The following is a 16,702-nucleotide window of genomic DNA, read 5'->3' as shown; positions in this document are numbered from 1 at the left end:
TGCTCAAACACGCTCAAGGATCATGGCAATGCCCTGACCCACACCGATGCACATCGTACACAGCGCGTAGCGCCCGCCGCGTCGGTGCAGTTCATTGCTCGCGGCCAGCGCCAGTCTGGCACCGCTCATTCCCAGCGGGTGGCCCAGCGCAATCGCGCCACCGTTCGGGTTGACGTGCGCGGCATCATCCGGCAGGCCCAGCTGACGCAGCACGCCCAGCGCCTGCGAGGCGAACGCTTCGTTAAGCTCAATCACGTCCATATCGTTAATACTGAGTCCGGCGCGCTCCAGCACCTTGCGGGTGGCAGGTATCGGGCCGAGTCCCATCAGACGTGGCTCCACGCCCGCGGTCGCCATCGCCACGATCCGCGTGCGCGGGACTAACCCCTGCGCCAGCGCCATCTTCTCGCTGGCGACAATCAGCGCCGCCGCGCCGTCATTGACGCCAGAGGCATTTCCCGCCGTGACCACCCCATTCTTACGAAACGGCGTTTTCAGCCCGGCGAGCTGCTCGAGCGTGGTGTCCGCGCGCGGATGTTCATCCACGCTGAACTCTGTGACCGCCCCTTTTTTGCCCGGTACCCGCACCGGCACAATCTCCTGCGCCAGAATACCGTTCTGCTGCGCCTGCGCGGTACGCTGCTGGCTGCGCAGCGCGAACGCGTCCTGTTCGGCACGATTGATATTTAACAATTCAGCTACATTCTCTGCCGTTTCCGGCATACTGTCAGTTCCAAATTGCTGATGCATGAGCGGATTCACAAATCGCCAGCCAATGGTGGTATCAAAGACGTCCGCCTGACGCTGAAACGCGGCGGTGGCTTTGCCCATCACAAAGGGTGCGCGGGACATCGACTCCACGCCGCCCGCGATCAGCAGGTCGCCGTCGCCTGCCTTAATGGCGCGCGCGGCAAAACCAATCGCGTCCAGCCCGGAGCCGCACAGGCGGTTAATGGTGGTTCCGGAGACCGTCTGCGGCAGCCCGGCCAGTAGCGCCGACATGCGCGCCACGTTGCGGTTATCTTCCCCCGCCTGGTTGGCGCAGCCGAAGATCACATCATCGATCCGCTCGAGGTCGAGCTGGGGATAGCGGGCCAGCAGCGCGCGCAGCGGCACGGCACCGAGATCGTCGGTTCGGACTGCGGCAAGCGTGCCGCCGTAGCGCCCCACAGGGGTTCGAACACCATCACAAATAAATGCGTCACGCATTTGTCTCTCCTGTCACGCTGCCGCCGATGCGGTGAGATTTTCCGCGAAAAAGGGCGACGATTTTCTGTTGTTGGTTCTGGATTTCAATGTCATACACGCCGGTCAGCTTGCCCTGATGCATCACGCGCGCGGTGGCGGTGAGCGTGTCCCCGGCAAAGCCCGGACGCAGAAAATCAATCGAACAACCTGAGGCCACCGCTGCCAGCCCCTGGCTGTTGCAGGCGTAGGCAAAGGCGGTATCTGCCAGCGAAAAAAGCTGTCCACCGTGGCAGGTTTTATGGCCGTTAAGCATCTGCGGCGTGATGATCATGGTCACCACCGCGTAGCCTTCATCCATCTCGACAATGTCCATCCCCATCGCCTGCGCGCAGGCGTCCCGTTCGTACATCGCGCGGGCGTTATGCCAGGCGTTAAGACTCATAGCTACTCTCCAGAAGCGCGCGCTGGCGCAGCAGTGAACAGGGGCGATAGCGCTCTTCGCCGTAATGACGCTGCAGGTTCTCCAGCAGCGTCAGCAGGCGCTGCCAGCCCAGACGCTCGCCCCAGGCGATCGGCCCGCTCGGGTAGTTCACGCCCAGGCGCATGGCGGTATCGATGTCCTTCTCGCTGGCGACCCCTTTTTGCATGGCATCCAGCGCTTCGTTGGCAATCATCGCCACCGTGCGCCAGACCAGCAGGCCGGGATAATCGGCAATTTGCACCACCCGGTTACCCTGCTGTTGCAGGTAGCGGATGGCTTTTTGCGTCGCGGTATGCGGGTTGCTTGCCGCCGCGGCTATCACCGCCACATCACGTTCAATGCGGTCGACCACCACCACCGGGCCGTTGAGCCGCAGCGCCAGCGCCTGAGCGGTTTCCCCCTGCGTTTCAATCAGATACACATCATCAATTTCGGTGACACCGTCACGTCTTTTTTCAACGCGCATCGGGCTGTAGCTGTCATTTACCGCCTTGACCCACTGCACGTCGGGTTTGCCACTCTGCCAGTCGTAAACGCCCTTTCCGCTCTTTTTGCCCAGTCTTCCGGCCAGCACCAGCTCCTGCTGCACCAGTGAGGGCAGAAAACGACGCTCCTGCCAGAAGGCGTTAAATACCGAGCAGGTCACCGCAAAGTTAACGTCCTGACCAATCATGTCGGTCAGCTCCAGCGGCCCCATCGGGAAACCACCGCCTTCGCGCAGGGCAGCATCAATCACCTCCGGTGGGGCGACCTGCTCTTCCAGCGCGCGCCAGGCTTCGGAATAGAACGGACGCGCGACGCGGTTGACGATGAACCCCGGCGTTGACTGGCAGCGAACGGGCTGTTTGCCCCAGTTCAGCGCCAGCTCGCACAGCGCGTCGGCCACTTCCGGAGAGGTCGCCAGCCCGCTGACCACCTCCACCAGCTTCATCACCGGTGCCGGGTTAAAGAAATGCAGCCCTGCGACGCGCTCCGGATGGTGGATGTCCGCCGCAATCGCCGTGACGGAGATAGAGGAAGTGTTACTGGTCAACAGCGTCTGCGGCGGACAGACTTCCGCCAGTTTCGCAAACAGCGTTTTTTTGACGTCAAGGCGTTCGGAGGCCGCCTCAATAACCAAATCTGCCGATGCCAGCGCATCGATATCCGTCACCGGAACCAGTCGGGCGAGGATCTGTCCGCTCGCGTCCGCAGAAAGCTTTCCGCGCGTTACCCGGGACGCGAGGCGTTGACGAATGCCGTCAATCGCGCGGGAAATGGCGTCGGCAGAAATGTCGTAAATCAGAACCTGATGACCGTGGCTTGCCGCCACTTCGGCAATGCCTGCGCCCATCGTGCCGCTGCCAATCACGGCGACAGTCCGTATGTTCAGCATCTTATTTCCCCGTAAAGTTCGGCGAGCGCTTCGCCAGGAAGGCGCTGACGCCCTCGCGGTAATCGTCGCTGCGCCCGGCCAGGCGCTGATAGTCGCGCTCCAGATCGAGCTGGGCGTCGAGGGTGTTGGTTTCTGCGGCATTGATCGCCTGCTTGATCAGCCCCAGCCCGAAGGTGGGCTGAGACGCAAAATGCAGCGCCATCTGCTGCGCCGTGGTGGAGAGCTGGTCGTCATCCACCACCTGCCAGATCATCCCCCACGCCTGCGCCTGTTCGGCGCTGAGTTTGTCGCCGAGCAGCGCCAGCCCCATGGCGCGTGCGCGTCCGGCCACGCGCGGCAGCAGCCAGGTGCCGCCGCAGTCCGGCACCAGGCCGAGCTTGCTGAAGGCCATCACAAAGTTGGCGGAACGAGCGGCAATGACCATGTCGCAGCCGAGCGCCAGCGTAGCCCCCGCGCCAGCCGCCACGCCGTTAACGGCACAAATGACCGGCTTCGGCAGCTTTGCCAGGCGGCGCACCAGCGGGTTATAGAAGGTTTCAACGGACATCCCCAGATCCGGCGCCGGGCCGTTGGGGTCGACGTTACGGTCGTTCAGATCCTGACCGGCACAAAAGCCGCGTCCCGCCCCGGTGATCAGCAGACAGCGGATGGTGTCATCACGCTCGGCCTGTTTCAGGCACTCGGCAAGCTGCTGGTGCATCACGTCGTTAAAACTGTTCAGACGCTCCGGACGGTTCAGCGTAATGGTCATTACGCCCTGCTCAACATGACTGAGAATACATTCCACAATTAGCGTCCTTTAAAGTCGGGGGTGCGTTTTTGTAAGAAGGCGTCGATGCCTTCCCGGCGATCTTCGGTGGCAGAAAGCAGCGCAAACAGCTGACGCTCCTGCGCCAGCCCGGCCTGCAGCGGCACTTCCTGAGACTGACGCAGCGCCTGTTTCGCCGCCTGCAGGGCCAGCGGAGAGTGGCGCGCCATCAGCGCTGCCTGCTTCAGGGCATACTCCAGCGTAAGGGATGCTGGAAACACATCGCTCACCAGCCCCGCACTCAGCGCCTGCTGCGCGGAGATACTCTCTCCGGTCAGCACCATTTTGCTGGCAAGCGATTTACCGACGCTGCGAATCAGACGCTGGGTGCCGCCCGCGCCGGGCATAATGCCCAGCGTGATTTCCGGCAGGCCAAAACGGGCGTTATCGCCAGCAATCACCACGTCGCACAGCAGCGCCAGCTCGCAGCCCGCGCCCAGCGCGAAGCCGTTCACGGCGGCGATCAGCGGTTTAGGAAAAACGTTGATTCGCGCCCACAGCTGCGGACGGATATCGTTCAGGGTGGCAGGCAGGTCTTTCTCCGCCATTTCGTTGAGATCGGCCCCGGCGGCAAAGCAGCGCTCGCTGCCGTAAATCACGCAGACGGAAATCTCGATGTCAGAAGCCGCGGCCTCAAGCTGCTCAGCAAGCTGCGTCAACAGCGCATTGTTGAGGGCGTTGCGCGCCGCCGGACGGTTGAGCGTCAGCTGCAGTACGCGGCCATGACGGGTAACAATCAATTCGCTCATGCCATCCCCTTCGCGTCGAAGTCGACAATCACGTCGGCGGTTAACGGCATCGACTGACAGCTCAGCACATACCCGGCGGCCAGCTCGTCCGGCTCCAGGCTGTAGTTGGTCGCCATATCCACCTTCCCGCGCAGCACTCTGCATTTACAGGTGGCACATACGCCGCCCTTGCAGGCATACGGGAGATCCGCTCCCTGACGCAGGGCGGCATCAAGAATGCTTTCATCCTCCGCCGTCAGGGTGATTTCACGGTCGCGTCCGTCCTGGCGCACGGTCACTTTCTGCCCTTCCGCCTGGACGTGCACCGCGCGTTTAGCGGTGGTTCCCGGGGTGTTAAAGCGCTCAAGGTGAATCGCTTTGTCCGGCATCCCCAGCGCTTTCAACGCAGTTTCGGCGTCGTCCATCATCGACGACGGGCCGCAGATAAACGCCTCGTCGTACTGGCGGAAGTTGATCAGGGTTTTCGCCAGCGCCTGCAGCTTTTCACCGTCGATGCGGCCGTAGAGCAGGTCGCTGTCCAGCCGCTCCTGGCTGAAGATGGAGACCAGCTGCAGCCGCTGCGGGTATTTGTCCTTCAGGTCCGCCAGCGCCTGGCGGAACATCATGCTCTGGCTGCTGCGGTTGCCGTAGATCAGGGTGAAATGGCTGTTCGGTTCGGTCGCAAGCGTTGCAGAGATAATCGCCAACATCGGGGTGATCCCGGAGCCTGCTGCAATCGCCAGGTAGTGGCCTTCGCGTTCGGCCCGCGGCTGGTAGCCAAACTGCCCCTGAGGAACCATCACCTCCAGCGCCATACCCGCTTTGATCTCATCCCGGGCATAGCGGGAAAAACGCCCGCCGTCGATGGCTTTGACCGCCACGCTGATCTCACCCGGGGCGGTACTCCGGCAGATGGAGTAGCAGCGGCGCAGCTCGTCCCCGTCAAGCTTCGTTTTTAACGTCAGGTGCTGGCCGGGGCGGAAACGGTAGGCGTCCTGCAGCGCCTGCGGCACCGCGAACGTGATGGTCACCGCGTCGCGGGTTTCGGGTTCCACTTTTGCCACTGTTAATGAATGAAACGTTGTCATGGCAGCCTCAAATGCATTTGAAATAGTCGAAGGGCTCACGGCAGGTGTTGCAGCGGTAGAGCGCTTTGCAGGCCGTCGAACCAAATTCACTGATAAGCGAGGTGTCGGTGCTGGCGCAGCGCGGGCAGCTCACCTCCAAAGGTGCGTGCACGTGACAGCTATGCCCCACGGGCGGACTGATGCCGTACGCCCGCAGGCGCTCACGCGCGTCGGCGGTCATCCAGTCGGTGGTCCAGGCGGGTTCAAGCTGGAGCACAATGTGCACCGGGGTAAAGCCGTGCGCGGTCATCGCGTCGCGGATCGCCCCCAGCAGGTGTTCCGTTGCCGGACAGCCCGAGTAAGTGGGCGTGAAGCCGATAACCCAGCCTTCCCCCTGCGCCTTCACGCTGCGCACCATGCCTAAATCGGTGATGGTTAACGCCGGCACTTCCGGGTCCGGGATCTGGCTTAACAGCGACCAGATCTGAGGAATTTGCGCAGGCGCGATGTCGACGAGGCGTTGCATAGCGTTCTCCTTTACCACTGCTGGCCGGGGTACGCGCGCTGGAGATACTGCATTTCCGCCAGCATCGGGCCCAGATGTTCGGTGTGCAGCCCCTGCTTGCCCCCGGTGCGGTACGCCATCTCTTCGGGCACCTGCAGGCAGGCTTCATTCAGACCGGCAAAGACTTCGCTTTCCCATGGCTGACGCAGGCCGCGCGGGTCAACCGCCACGGCGGCGTCAATCAATTCCAGCTCAACGTCATCCGCCTCAAACAGCTCGGCCGTAAAACGCCACAGGCTGTCGATGGCCTGCTGCATTTTTTGCGCGGACGTTTCGGTCCCGTCGCCCAGACGCACCAGCCAGCCGCGGCTGAAACGCAGGTGGTAGCGCGCCTCTTTGATGGCTTTGGCGGCAATGGCGGCAAGCTGACCGTCGCGGCTTTGGGTTAGCCGTTCGTACAGCGCCACGTTCCAGGCATCCATCAGGTACTGGCGGGCAAGGGTGTCGGCGAAGCTGCCGTTCGGCTGCTCCACCAGCAGCACGTTGCGAAACTGGCGCTCGTCGCGACCAAACGCGAGGGTGTCTTCATCGCCCTGGCCTTCCAGCTCTGCGGCATAGGCCAGGAAATTGCGCGCCTGGCCCAGCAGATCGAGACCGATATTGGCGAGCGCGAGGTCTATTTCCAGCTCCGGCGCGTGGCCGCACCAGGCGCCCAGACGCTGGGAGAGCACCAGACCGTTGTCGCCCAGACGCAGGGCATAGGCAGTCACTGAATTCATTCTTTGCCTCACATGTGCTCGATGCCGTCAGGGATGGTGTAAAACGTCGGGTGGCGGTAAACCTTGCTTTCCGCCGGGTCGAAGAACTCGCCGCTCTCTTCGGGCTGAGAGGCAACAATCTCGCTCGCCTTCACCACCCAGATAGAGCACCCTTCGCTGCGGCGGGTGTAGGCATCGCGCGCATTTTCCAGCGCCATGCGGTCGTCGGCGGCATGCAGGCTGCCCACGTGACGGTGGGACAACCCTTGTTTGCTGCGTACGAATACTTCGTACAGCGGCCAGTAGACATTGCTCATGGTTATTTCCTCTTATGCGGCCTGACGGGCGCGCTGTTTTTCGGTGTGCGCCAGCGCGGCTTCCCGCACCCACGCCCCGTCTTCCCAGGCATTTCGTTTCGCGGCCAGGCGTTCGTGGTTGCAGATGCCGCGCCCGTTAATGACCTCTTCAAACTCCTGCCAGTCGATCTCGCCGAAGCGGTAATGACCGCTCTCGTCATCAAAGTGCAGGTCGGGATCGGGCACCGTCATGCCCAGCATCTCAACCTGCGGCACCGTGTTGTCGACAAAGCGCTGGCGCAGCTCGTCATTGCCGAAGCGCTTGATTTTCCACGCCAGGCTGCGGGCGCTGTTCGGCGAGTTGTCGTCGTTTGGCCCGAACATCATCAGCGCCGGCCACCAGAAGCGGTTGATGGCGTCCTGCAGCATCTGGCGCTGGGCCTCGCTCCCCTGCGCCAGCGCCATGCAGGCTTCAAAGCCCTGACGCTGGTGGAAGCTCTCTTCTTTACAGATTTTCACCATCGCCCGGGCATACGGACCGTATGAGGTGCGGCACAGCGCCACCTGGTTGACGATGGCGGCACCGTCCACCAGCCAACCGATCACGCCGATGTCGGCCCAGCTCAGGGTCGGATAGTTGAAGATGGAGGAGTATTTCATCTTGCCGTCGAGCATCTTCTGGTAGATGTCTTCCCGCGCGCAGCCCAGCGTTTCCGCCGCGCTGTAGAGGTAGAGCCCGTGCCCGGCTTCGTCCTGCACTTTCGCCAGCAGGATCGCTTTCCGGCGCAGCGTCGGCGCGCGGGTGATCCAGTTCCCTTCGGGCGGCATGCCGACAATTTCGGAGGGCGCATGCTGACCAATCTGGCGGATCAACGTCTTACGGTAGGCGTCAGGCATCCAGTCCTGAGGCTCAATCGCCGTCTCCTGCGCTATGCGCTGCTCAAACCGTTGTTCTTGCGTCACGTCATCACCTTTATGATTCGTTAGTTTGCAAATTAAAGCGTAATGTTGAATCACTTTGTTTTTTAAAAGTTACACAAAGGTTAAATATAACCCCAAGAATTGTTTCCCGGTTTTGTGATGCCGCTCGCAAGGCTTTTACTGACAGCCTTGCGCCAGGCGGCTTTTAGCGATGCGATTCATCCAGCCAGATCACAACGTTAACAATTCATTAAAAACACAGCTTGATTTTTATGATTCACGATCAAACTATTAATAGTGAAATCACGAAACATTTGGAGATAAGCGATGCAGCAGTTAGCCAGCTTCGTGTCCGGTACCTGGCAGTCTGGTCGGGGCCGCGAACGCACTATTCATCACGCCATCAGTGGCGAAGCGCTTTGGAGCGTGACCAGCGAAGGGCTGGATATGGCGCACGCCCGTCGCTATGCGATTGAGCGCGGCGGTGAAGCGCTTCACGAGATGACCTTTATCGAACGGGCCGCCATGCTGAAGGCGGTGGCAAAGCACCTGCTTGGCGAGAAAGAGACGTTCTATGCCCTGTCAGCCCAGACGGGGGCGACGAAGGCGGACAGCTGGGTCGATATTGAAGGGGGGATCGGCACCCTCTTCACCTACGCAAGCCTGGGCAGCCGCGAGCTGCCGGACGACACGCTGTGGCCGGAAGATGAGTTAATCCCGCTGTCGAAAGAAGGCGGCTTTGCGGCACGCCACGTCCTGACCTCGAAATCCGGCGTGGCGGTGCACATCAACGCTTTTAACTTCCCCTGCTGGGGGATGCTGGAAAAGCTGGCGCCGACCTGGCTTGCCGGGATGCCCGCCATTATCAAACCCGCTACCGCTACCGCACAGGTAACGCAGGCGATGGTGAAATCCATCGTGGGGAGCGGACTGGTGCCGGACGGCGCCATCAGCCTGATCTGCGGCGGCGCGGGTGACCTGCTGAACCAGCTCGACAGCCAGGACGTAGTGACCTTTACCGGCTCCGCCAGCACCGGGCAAAGCCTGCGCGTGCACCCGAATATTGTGGCGAATTCCATTCCGTTCACCATGGAGGCGGACTCCCTGAACTGCTGCGTGCTGGGGGAAGACGTCACGCCGGAACAGCCGGAATTTGCCCTGTTCATCCGGGAAGTGGTGCGCGAGATGACCGCCAAGGCCGGGCAGAAATGTACCGCTATCCGCCGGATTATCGTCCCGCAAAACCAGATTGACGCCGTGAGCCAGGCGCTGATTGCGCGTCTGGAAAAGGTGGTGGTGGGCGACCCTGCGCAGGAAGGGGTGAAGATGGGCGCGCTGGTCAACGCCGAACAGCGTGCGGACGTGCAGGAGAAAGTGGAGCAGCTGATCGTAGCAGGCTGCCAGATACGTCTGGGCGGCAATGCGGATTTGCAGGCCGCGGGGGCGTTCTTCCCACCGACCCTGCTGTTCTGCCCGCAGCCGGATGAAACCCCTGCCGTCCATGCGACGGAAGCCTTCGGCCCGGTTGCGACGCTGATACCGTATCGCAACGCACACCACGCGATGCAGCTTGCCCGCGCGGGCGGCGGCAGCCTGGCGGGTACGCTGGTCACCGCAGACCTGGACATTGCACGCCAGTTTATTGCCGGTGCGGCGCGCGCCCACGGCCGTATTCAGATCCTTAACGAGGAATCATCAAAAGAGTCTACCGGCCACGGATCCCCGCTGCCACAGCTGGTGCACGGCGGCCCGGGCCGCGCGGGCGGTGGCGAAGAGCTGGGCGGCCTGCGTGCGGTGAAGCACTACCTGCAGCGCACCGCGATTCAGGGCAGCCCGTCGATGCTGGCCGCCATTGGCAAACAGTGGGTGCGTGGCGCAACGGTGCAGGAAGATCGCGTGCATCCGTTCCGCAAATACTTTGAAGAGCTACAGCCGGGCGACAGTCTGCTGACGCCGCGCCGCACCCTCACGGAAGCAGACATTGTGAACTTTGCCTGCCTGAGCGGCGACCACTTCTACGCCCATATGGATAAGATCGGTGCGGCAGAGTCGATCTTTGGCGAGCGCGTGGTGCACGGCTACTTCCTGATTTCCGCCGCGGCGGGACTGTTTGTCGACGCGGGCGTCGGGCCGGTGATTGCCAACTACGGTATGGAAAACCTGCGCTTTATCGAGCCGGTTAAGCCGGGCGACACCATTCAGGTGCGTCTGACCTGCAAACGCAAAACGCTGAAAAAACAGCGTACCGCGGAGGAAAAACCAACCGGCGTGGTGGAATGGTCCGTTGAGATTTTCAACCAGCACCAGCAGGCCGTGGCGCTCTACTCCATTCTGACGCTGGTGGCGCGCCAGCGGGGCGATTTCAGCTAAGTTTCCCCCTCACCCTGACCCTCTCCCCAATGGGAGAGGAATCCCAGTAATTTTTTAACCGAAAGCGATATATGTTGCTTCAGGAAAATTAATGGTTTACAGCGATGCCCTGGTCCGGCTGTAAATCGCCGAGGCGTTTCCGTAAGGCCGGGGCGAGGCGCAGGGATGCGCCGAGAGGGCGTGGCCTGCAGGGATGCAGGCTCATGCCCGACCCGATAGCCTGAAGGAATAAGCTGAGGGCACCGCGAAGCGGCGATTTACCGCCGGGAGCCCGGGTAGCCAGGGTGGTGGCGATTGAGCCACCCTGGCACGTTCACAGACCATGCCGTTACAGAGTAGCAAGGAACATAAAGTGAACGGAATGACCACCAGAGCCGTATGTACCCCCTCACCCCAGCCCTCTCCCTCAAGGGAGAGGGGGGGCGTCTGTGCTGACATCATTTGTGGGGAGAGGAAATGGCCCGGCATGTGATGTATCCCCGCTCTTTTTTTAACCTGGCAAGACCAACAAATAACCTGGCAGATGCAGGCAAACGCTTTTCTCATGGGCCTGTCAGGATAAGGCTGTCACAACACAATAAACACAACAAGATGAGGTCTACGATGGGAAGCAATTCTTCTTTTTCTGCCCGTAGAACGGCGCTGGCCATGGCCGTTGCGCTGTGTTGCGCCTGGCAATCCCCTGTTTTCGCCCACGGCAGCGAGGCGCATATGGTCCCAATGGACAAAACGCTGCAGGACTTTGGCGCGGACGTTCAGTGGGATGATTACGCACAGATGTTCACCATTGCGAAAGACGGTGCCTTTGTGAAGGTCAAACCGGGCGCAAAAACCGCCATCGTCAACGGTAAAACCCTCAAGCTTGAGGTGCCGGTGGTGATGAAAGGCAACAAAGCCTTTATCTCTGAGACCTTCATCAACGATGTTTTCCAGTCTGGCCTCGATCAGACCTTCCAGGTTGAAAAACGCCCTCACCCGTTAAACGCGTTAACGGCGGACGAAATTAGGCAAGCCGTTGAGATTGTGAAAACCTCGGCGGATTGTAAACCCAATACCCGCTTTACCCAGATCGCCCTTGCAGAGCCGGAGAAAGCCAAAGTGTGGGACTTTGTGCTCAACGGCACGGCAGTCGATGCCCCTCGCCAGGCGAAGATCGTCATGCTCGATGGCAAGCACGTTATCGAAAGCGTGGTGGGCCTGAAGGATAAAAAAATTCTGCGCTGGGAACCGGTAAAAGACGCGCACGGCATGGTGCTGCTGGATGACTTCGCCACGGTACAGCAGATCATCAACGAGAGCACCGAGTTTGCCGAAGTGCTGAAAAAGCGCGGCATCACCGATACGAAGAAAGTGATTACCACCCCGCTGACCGTCGGCTATTTCGACGGCAAGGACGGTCTGAAGCAGGAAGATCGCCTGCTGAAGGTGGTGAGCTATCTGGACGTGGGCGACGGCAACTACTGGGCGCACCCGATTGAGAACCTGGTCGCGGTTGTTGATCTTGAACAGAAGAAAATTCAGAAGATCGAAGAAGGCCCGGTCATCCCGGTTCCGCTCACCCCGCGCCCGTATGACGGCCGCGACCGGGTAGAAACGGTGAAAAAACCCCTGGAGATCGTCGAGCCGGAAGGCAAGAACTACACCATCACCGGCGATATGGTGCACTGGCAGAACTGGGATTTCCACCTGAGCCTGGACTCCCGCGTGGGCCCGATGATTTCAACCGTTACGTATAACGACAACGGCAAAAAACGCCAGGTGATGTATCAGGGTTCGCTCGGCGGCATGATCGTCCCTTACGGCGATCCGGACGTGGGCTGGTACTTTAAAGCCTATCTCGACTCCGGCGACTACGGTATGGGCACCCTGACCTCACCGCTGGTGCGCGGTAAAGACGTGCCGTCTAACGGCGTGATGCTCAATGAAACCATCCCGGATTATACCGGTGCGCCGATGGAGATCCCGCGCGCGATTGCGATTTTCGAACGCTACGCGGGGCCGGAATATAAGCATCAGGAGATGGGCCAACCGAACGTCAGCACCGAACGTCGTGAACTGGTGGTACGCTGGGTAAGTACCGTGGGCAACTACGATTACATCTTCGACTGGGTGTTCCATGAAAATGGCACCATTGGTATTGACGCCGGTGCAACGGGTATCGAGGCGGTAAAAGGCGTTCAGGCGAAAACCATGCATGATGCCACCGCCAAAGACGACACAAAATACGGCACGCTGATCGACCATAACATCGTCGGCACCACCCACCAGCACATCTACAACTTCCGCCTGGATATGGATGTGGACGGCATCAACAACAAGCTGGTGGCGATGGACCCGGAAGTGAAGCCGAATACCGCCGGTGGCCCGCGCACCAGCACCATGCAGGTGAATCAGTACGACATTGACACCGAACAGCAGGCCGCGCAGAAGTTCGACCCGGGCACCATTCGGCTGCTGAGCAACACAAGTAAAGAGAATCGCATGGGCAACCCGGTTTCGTATCAGATTATCCCTTACGCGGGCGGTACGCACCCGGTGGCAAGCGGTGCGAAATTTGCCCCGGACGAGTGGATCTACCATCGCCTGAGCTTTATGGACAAACAGCTGTGGGTGACGCGCTACCATCCGGATGAACTTTACCCGGAAGGCAAATTCCCGAACCGCTCCATCCACGATACGGGGCTGGGGCAGTACAGCAAGGATAACGAGTCGCTCAACGACCAGGATGACGTGGTCTGGATGACCACCGGGACTACCCACGTCGCCCGCGCGGAAGAGTGGCCGATCATGCCGACGGAATGGGTGCATACCCTACTTAAACCGTGGAACTTCTTCGACGAGACGCCAACGCTCGGAAAGAAAAAAGACGAACAGAAAGAAATAACGTACCGGGCGCAATGCCCGGTTTTTCATCCATTTACTTGCTGAATACATCTCCCCGATTATAGTTATTTCTACCTCCTTTTTTTCATTTCATTTTTTGAATCACTTTCTGCCAGGACGCGAACTTTCCACAAGCGACGTAATACATCATTGAGAGGTTTTAGGATGAAATTCAATTTGATCGTCAGGAGTCTAGCTCTGGCTGGACTTTTTATTTCCGTCAGTTCCGCGTATGCCGCAGAAGCGCCGAAAGATGCCACGGCCGCCACGCAACAAGCCAATAACGCCCTGTTTAATCAGCTTCCCTTCTCCGACAATACCGATTTCACGGACGCCCATAAAGGCTTTATTGCGCCTCTTCCTCAGGACATTATCAAAGGGGAACAAGGAAATGTTATCTGGGATCCACAGCAATATTCGTTTATTAAAGAAGGCGATAAAGCACCAGACTCCGTTAATCCCAGCTTATGGCGTCAATCTCAGCTGATTAATATTAGCGGCCTGTTTGAAGTGACCGATGGCGTATATCAGATACGAAATCTTGACCTGTCAAATATGACCATCATTGAAGGGAAAGAAGGTATTACCGTGGTTGACCCGCTGGTGTCGGCAGAAACGGCGAAGGTCGGGATGGATCTCTATTTTAAAAATCGCGGCAAAAAACCGGTCGTCGCCATTATTTATACCCACAGCCACGTTGACCACTATGGCGGCGTGCGCGGCGTGGTGGATGAAGCCGACGTGAAGTCCGGCAAAGTGAAAATCTACGCGCCTGCCGGGTTTATGGAAGCGGCCGTTGCTGAGAACATCATGGCGGGTAACGTAATGAGCCGCCGCGCTAGCTATATGTATGGCAACCTGCTGAAGCCAGATGCCAAAGGTCAGGTGGGCGCGGGCCTGGGCACGACCACCTCCGCCGGAACGGTGACGCTGATTGCCCCGACCAACATCATCGAAAAAGATGGGCAGAAAGAGGTCATCGACGGCCTGACATACGATTTTATGCTCGCGCCGGGCTCCGAAGCGCCATCCGAGATGCTCTGGTATATCGAAGAGAAGAAACTGATTGAATCCGCTGAGGACGTGACCCATACCCTGCACAACACCTACTCGCTGCGCGGGGCCAAAATCCGCGAGCCGCTGCCGTGGTCGAAATACATCAACCAGGCGATTGTACGCTGGGGTGACAAAGCCGAAATCATCATGGCACAACACCACTGGCCGACCTGGGGTAATGAAAACGTGGTTAAGCTGCTGAAAAGCCAGCGTGACCTCTATCGTTACATCAACGACCAGACGCTGCGTATGGCGAATGAAGGGCTGACGCGCGACGAGATCGCCGCTAACTTCAAGCTCCCGGATTCACTGGCGCATACCTGGGCTAACCGCGGCTATTACGGCTCGGTGAGCCATGACGTAAAAGCCACCTATGTGCTGTATCTGGGCTGGTTTGACGGCAACCCGGCGACGCTGGATGAACTGCCGCCAGAAGAAGGCGCGAAGAAATTCGTGGAGTATATGGGCGGCGCGGATGCCATCCTGAGCAAAGCGAAAACCGACTTCGACCAGGGTAACTACCGCTGGGTGGCGCAGGTAGTGAGCAAAGTGGTCTTTGCCGATCCGAACAACCAGGCGGCGCGCAACCTGGAAGCGGATGCGCTGGAACAGCTTGGCTATCAGGCTGAATCCGGCCCGTGGCGTAACTTCTATCTGACCGGCGCGCAGGAATTGCGTAACGGTGTGGTGAAAGGTCCAACGCCGAATACCGCCAGCCCGGATACGGTGCGGGCGATGACGCCGGAGATGTTCTTTGACTACCTTGCCGTTCACATCAACGGACAAAAAGCAGGTGACGCCAAATCAGTGTTTAACATTGATCTTGGCAGCGATGGCGGGAAATACAAACTCGAGCTGGAAAACGGCGTGCTGAACCACACGGCAAACGCGGAGGCGAAGGACGCAGACGCTACTCTCACCCTTAACCGCGACACGCTGAACAAAATTATCCTCAAAGAGGTGACGCTCAAACAGGCCGAACAGAGCGGCGACGTGAAACTCACCGGTGACGGCGCTAAACTGGATTCAATGCTTGGATATATGGATAAATTTGATTTCTGGTTTAACATTGTGACACCGTAACGGTCACGCAAAAGGGCGGCTCGTCCGCCCTTTCCTGCTTCACGTGTTCGCCAGAAAGGGTAAAAAGCGTTAATGGAAAAAAGAAAAAAACCGACACTTGAACGGGCAACCTGGCCAACGCGCCATGCCATGGTCATGCATGGACTGGCGATGAACCTGCCATGGCTGGCCTTCGTCAATATCAGCTTCGCGGTGATGATTCTGCTGCGACACGTTCTGCTTAAGGCCGGCGATCCCCTTTATCCCCACTCACCGCAGCTGACGAAAATAGTCGATGCCTCCATGCTGGGCATAACCCTCCTCTCAGCTGCGCTGATCCTCATGGCCTGGCGGCGCATCGCCGGTATCAGTGTGGTGTTGTTTATTTGTAGTGCCATCTGGTCGGTCTCCTGTTTCTGGTTTATCACCCATCTGCTGCTCCCGCACGTCTGGCCGCTGTGCGTCATTTTATTACTCTCCGGCTTAACGGCGCTCTATTTTTACCCTAAAGGGTTGCTCGCCTTTGTGCTGCCGCTCTGGATCACCCTGCCGATAGCAAGCTGGGTACGAAACGATGGCCTCAACCTTCACTTCATTATTATCTGGACCGTCTTTACGCTGATCCTGATCTGCGGGCGTTTCATCCTGTTGAGCTGGTTTGACGAGGCCTGGCGACGTAACCAGCAAAACCAGCTGCTGATCTCCAGACTGGATGCGCTGGCGCATAAGGATCCATTAACCAAAACTGCTAATCGCCGGAAAATGGAAGTGGTGCTGGAAAACGCGGTAGAGCAGAAAAAAACCTTCTCGGTGATTATGCTGGATATCGATTACTTCAAGCTCTACAACGATACTTATGGCCATCAGGCGGGTGACGAATGCCTCACACGCGTGGCTGAGGTGCTAAAGAAATCGGTGCGAACCCCTGACGATGTGGTGTCACGCTATGGTGGCGAGGAGTTTGTGGTGATCCTGTTTAACTGCCCGGCAAACATCGCGGAAAAGGTTGCCCTGCGTATTCAGGACGGCCTGTGTACGGAAGCCATACCGCACGGCGCCTCTACGGTCAGCGACCATGTAACCGTAAGCATGGGGATTGCGAGCATGGCGGAGGGGCTGGCCGGCACCGAGATCATCGCTCGTGCCGATGCCGCGCTGTACCGGGCAAAAGAGGCCGGGCGGGATCGGTGGTCGCTTTAAATAG

The 16,702-nt window shown here is 59.2% G+C and carries 14 protein-coding genes; 4 read left to right on the top strand and 10 right to left on the bottom strand.

Annotation, left to right across the window (positions count from 1 at the left end):
* Nucleotides 1–3: 3 nt before the first annotated feature.
* The 10 genes from pcaF to paaA are packed head-to-tail and all read right to left on the bottom strand — an operon-like array spanning nt 4 to nt 8,169.
* Nucleotides 4–1,209 carry a 3-oxoadipyl-CoA thiolase gene (pcaF, locus tag ENTMO_RS0111485; protein ID WP_010430755.1) on the bottom strand — a complete coding sequence of 402 codons (1,206 nt, stop codon included), beginning with the start codon at nt 1,207–1,209 and terminating at the stop codon, nt 4–6.
* On the bottom strand, nt 1,202–1,630 hold the full coding sequence (paaI, locus tag ENTMO_RS0111480) for a hydroxyphenylacetyl-CoA thioesterase PaaI (RefSeq protein ID WP_010430753.1): 429 nt from the start codon (nt 1,628–1,630) through the stop codon (nt 1,202–1,204). The genes pcaF and paaI overlap by 8 nt, the downstream gene beginning before the upstream one ends.
* Nucleotides 1,620–3,044, bottom strand: a complete 1,425-nt coding sequence (paaH, locus tag ENTMO_RS0111475) for a 3-hydroxyacyl-CoA dehydrogenase PaaH (RefSeq protein ID WP_010430752.1) — start codon at nt 3,042–3,044, stop codon at nt 1,620–1,622. Before paaH ends, paaI begins: the two co-directional genes overlap by 11 nt.
* Before the next feature lies 1 nt (nt 3,045).
* Nucleotides 3,046–3,834 (bottom strand): 2-(1,2-epoxy-1,2-dihydrophenyl)acetyl-CoA isomerase PaaG, encoded by a 789-nt coding sequence (gene paaG / locus ENTMO_RS0111470; RefSeq protein ID WP_029485063.1) that lies wholly within the window; start codon nt 3,832–3,834, stop codon nt 3,046–3,048.
* The gene (gene paaF / locus ENTMO_RS0111465; protein ID WP_010430746.1) at nt 3,834–4,601 is read right to left on the bottom strand and encodes a 2,3-dehydroadipyl-CoA hydratase PaaF; all 768 of its coding nucleotides are present in this window, start codon (nt 4,599–4,601) and stop codon (nt 3,834–3,836) included. The genes paaG and paaF overlap by 1 nt, the downstream gene beginning before the upstream one ends.
* Nucleotides 4,598–5,668 (bottom strand): 1,2-phenylacetyl-CoA epoxidase subunit PaaE, encoded by a 1,071-nt coding sequence (gene paaE / locus ENTMO_RS0111460; RefSeq protein WP_010430743.1) that lies wholly within the window; start codon nt 5,666–5,668, stop codon nt 4,598–4,600. Before paaE ends, paaF begins: the two co-directional genes overlap by 4 nt.
* A gap of 7 nt (nt 5,669–5,675) precedes the next feature.
* A complete protein-coding gene (gene paaD, locus ENTMO_RS0111455; protein ID WP_010430740.1) occupies nt 5,676–6,173 on the bottom strand; it encodes a 1,2-phenylacetyl-CoA epoxidase subunit PaaD in 498 nt (165 codons plus the stop codon).
* Nucleotides 6,174–6,184: 11 nt separating this feature from the next.
* Nucleotides 6,185–6,931 carry a 1,2-phenylacetyl-CoA epoxidase subunit PaaC gene (gene paaC, locus ENTMO_RS0111450; protein ID WP_010430737.1) on the bottom strand — a complete coding sequence of 249 codons (747 nt, stop codon included), beginning with the start codon at nt 6,929–6,931 and terminating at the stop codon, nt 6,185–6,187.
* An 8-nt stretch (nt 6,932–6,939) separates the two neighbouring features.
* Complete coding sequence (gene paaB / locus ENTMO_RS0111445) at nt 6,940–7,227, bottom strand: 1,2-phenylacetyl-CoA epoxidase subunit PaaB (RefSeq protein ID WP_003857353.1); 288 nt, start codon at nt 7,225–7,227, stop codon at nt 6,940–6,942.
* A gap of 12 nt (nt 7,228–7,239) precedes the next feature.
* The gene (paaA, locus tag ENTMO_RS0111440; protein ID WP_010430724.1) at nt 7,240–8,169 is read right to left on the bottom strand and encodes a 1,2-phenylacetyl-CoA epoxidase subunit PaaA; all 930 of its coding nucleotides are present in this window, start codon (nt 8,167–8,169) and stop codon (nt 7,240–7,242) included.
* Nucleotides 8,170–8,454: 285 nt separating this feature from the next.
* Between paaA and paaZ the strand changes: the two genes are divergently transcribed.
* The 4 genes from paaZ to ENTMO_RS0111420 all read left to right on the top strand — a co-directional run bounded on the left by paaZ (nt 8,455) and on the right by ENTMO_RS0111420 (nt 16,698).
* Nucleotides 8,455–10,497: a phenylacetic acid degradation bifunctional protein PaaZ gene (gene paaZ, locus ENTMO_RS0111435; protein WP_010430721.1), complete on the top strand. Its 2,043-nt coding sequence runs from the start codon at nt 8,455–8,457 to the stop codon at nt 10,495–10,497.
* A gap of 603 nt (nt 10,498–11,100) precedes the next feature.
* Nucleotides 11,101–13,425 (top strand): primary-amine oxidase, encoded by a 2,325-nt coding sequence (gene tynA, locus ENTMO_RS0111430; RefSeq protein ID WP_010430719.1) that lies wholly within the window; start codon nt 11,101–11,103, stop codon nt 13,423–13,425.
* A gap of 120 nt (nt 13,426–13,545) precedes the next feature.
* Nucleotides 13,546–15,519, top strand: a complete 1,974-nt coding sequence (locus tag ENTMO_RS0111425) for an alkyl/aryl-sulfatase (RefSeq protein ID WP_010430717.1) — start codon at nt 13,546–13,548, stop codon at nt 15,517–15,519.
* A 72-nt stretch (nt 15,520–15,591) separates the two neighbouring features.
* Complete coding sequence (locus tag ENTMO_RS0111420) at nt 15,592–16,698, top strand: GGDEF domain-containing protein (protein ID WP_010430714.1); 1,107 nt, start codon at nt 15,592–15,594, stop codon at nt 16,696–16,698.
* Nucleotides 16,699–16,702: the final 4 nt, after the last annotated feature.

The sequence above is a fragment of the Enterobacter mori LMG 25706 genome (assembly GCF_000211415.1).
GTDB classification, from domain to species: Bacteria; Pseudomonadota; Gammaproteobacteria; order Enterobacterales; family Enterobacteriaceae; genus Enterobacter; species Enterobacter mori.
The sequence above is the reverse complement of the archived record's forward strand: the minus strand, read 5'-3'. Positions and strand labels throughout refer to the sequence as shown.

Coding starts and splice junctions, on each gene's coding strand:
- pcaF (WP_010430755.1), bottom strand. CDS start 1,209: ATGCGTGACGCATTTATTTGTGATGGTGTTCGAACCCCTGTGGGGCGC.
- paaI (WP_010430753.1), bottom strand. CDS start 1,630: ATGAGTCTTAACGCCTGGCATAACGCCCGCGCGATGTACGAACGGGAC.
- paaH (WP_010430752.1), bottom strand. CDS start 3,044: ATGCTGAACATACGGACTGTCGCCGTGATTGGCAGCGGCACGATGGGC.
- paaF (WP_010430746.1), bottom strand. CDS start 4,601: ATGAGCGAATTGATTGTTACCCGTCATGGCCGCGTACTGCAGCTGACG.
- paaE (WP_010430743.1), bottom strand. CDS start 5,668: ATGACAACGTTTCATTCATTAACAGTGGCAAAAGTGGAACCCGAAACC.
- paaD (WP_010430740.1), bottom strand. CDS start 6,173: ATGCAACGCCTCGTCGACATCGCGCCTGCGCAAATTCCTCAGATCTGG.
- paaC (WP_010430737.1), bottom strand. CDS start 6,931: ATGAATTCAGTGACTGCCTATGCCCTGCGTCTGGGCGACAACGGTCTG.
- paaB (WP_003857353.1), bottom strand. CDS start 7,227: ATGAGCAATGTCTACTGGCCGCTGTACGAAGTATTCGTACGCAGCAAA.
- paaZ (WP_010430721.1), top strand. CDS start 8,455: ATGCAGCAGTTAGCCAGCTTCGTGTCCGGTACCTGGCAGTCTGGTCGG.
- tynA (WP_010430719.1), top strand. CDS start 11,101: ATGGGAAGCAATTCTTCTTTTTCTGCCCGTAGAACGGCGCTGGCCATG.
- ENTMO_RS0111425 (WP_010430717.1), top strand. CDS start 13,546: ATGAAATTCAATTTGATCGTCAGGAGTCTAGCTCTGGCTGGACTTTTT.
- ENTMO_RS0111420 (WP_010430714.1), top strand. CDS start 15,592: ATGGAAAAAAGAAAAAAACCGACACTTGAACGGGCAACCTGGCCAACG.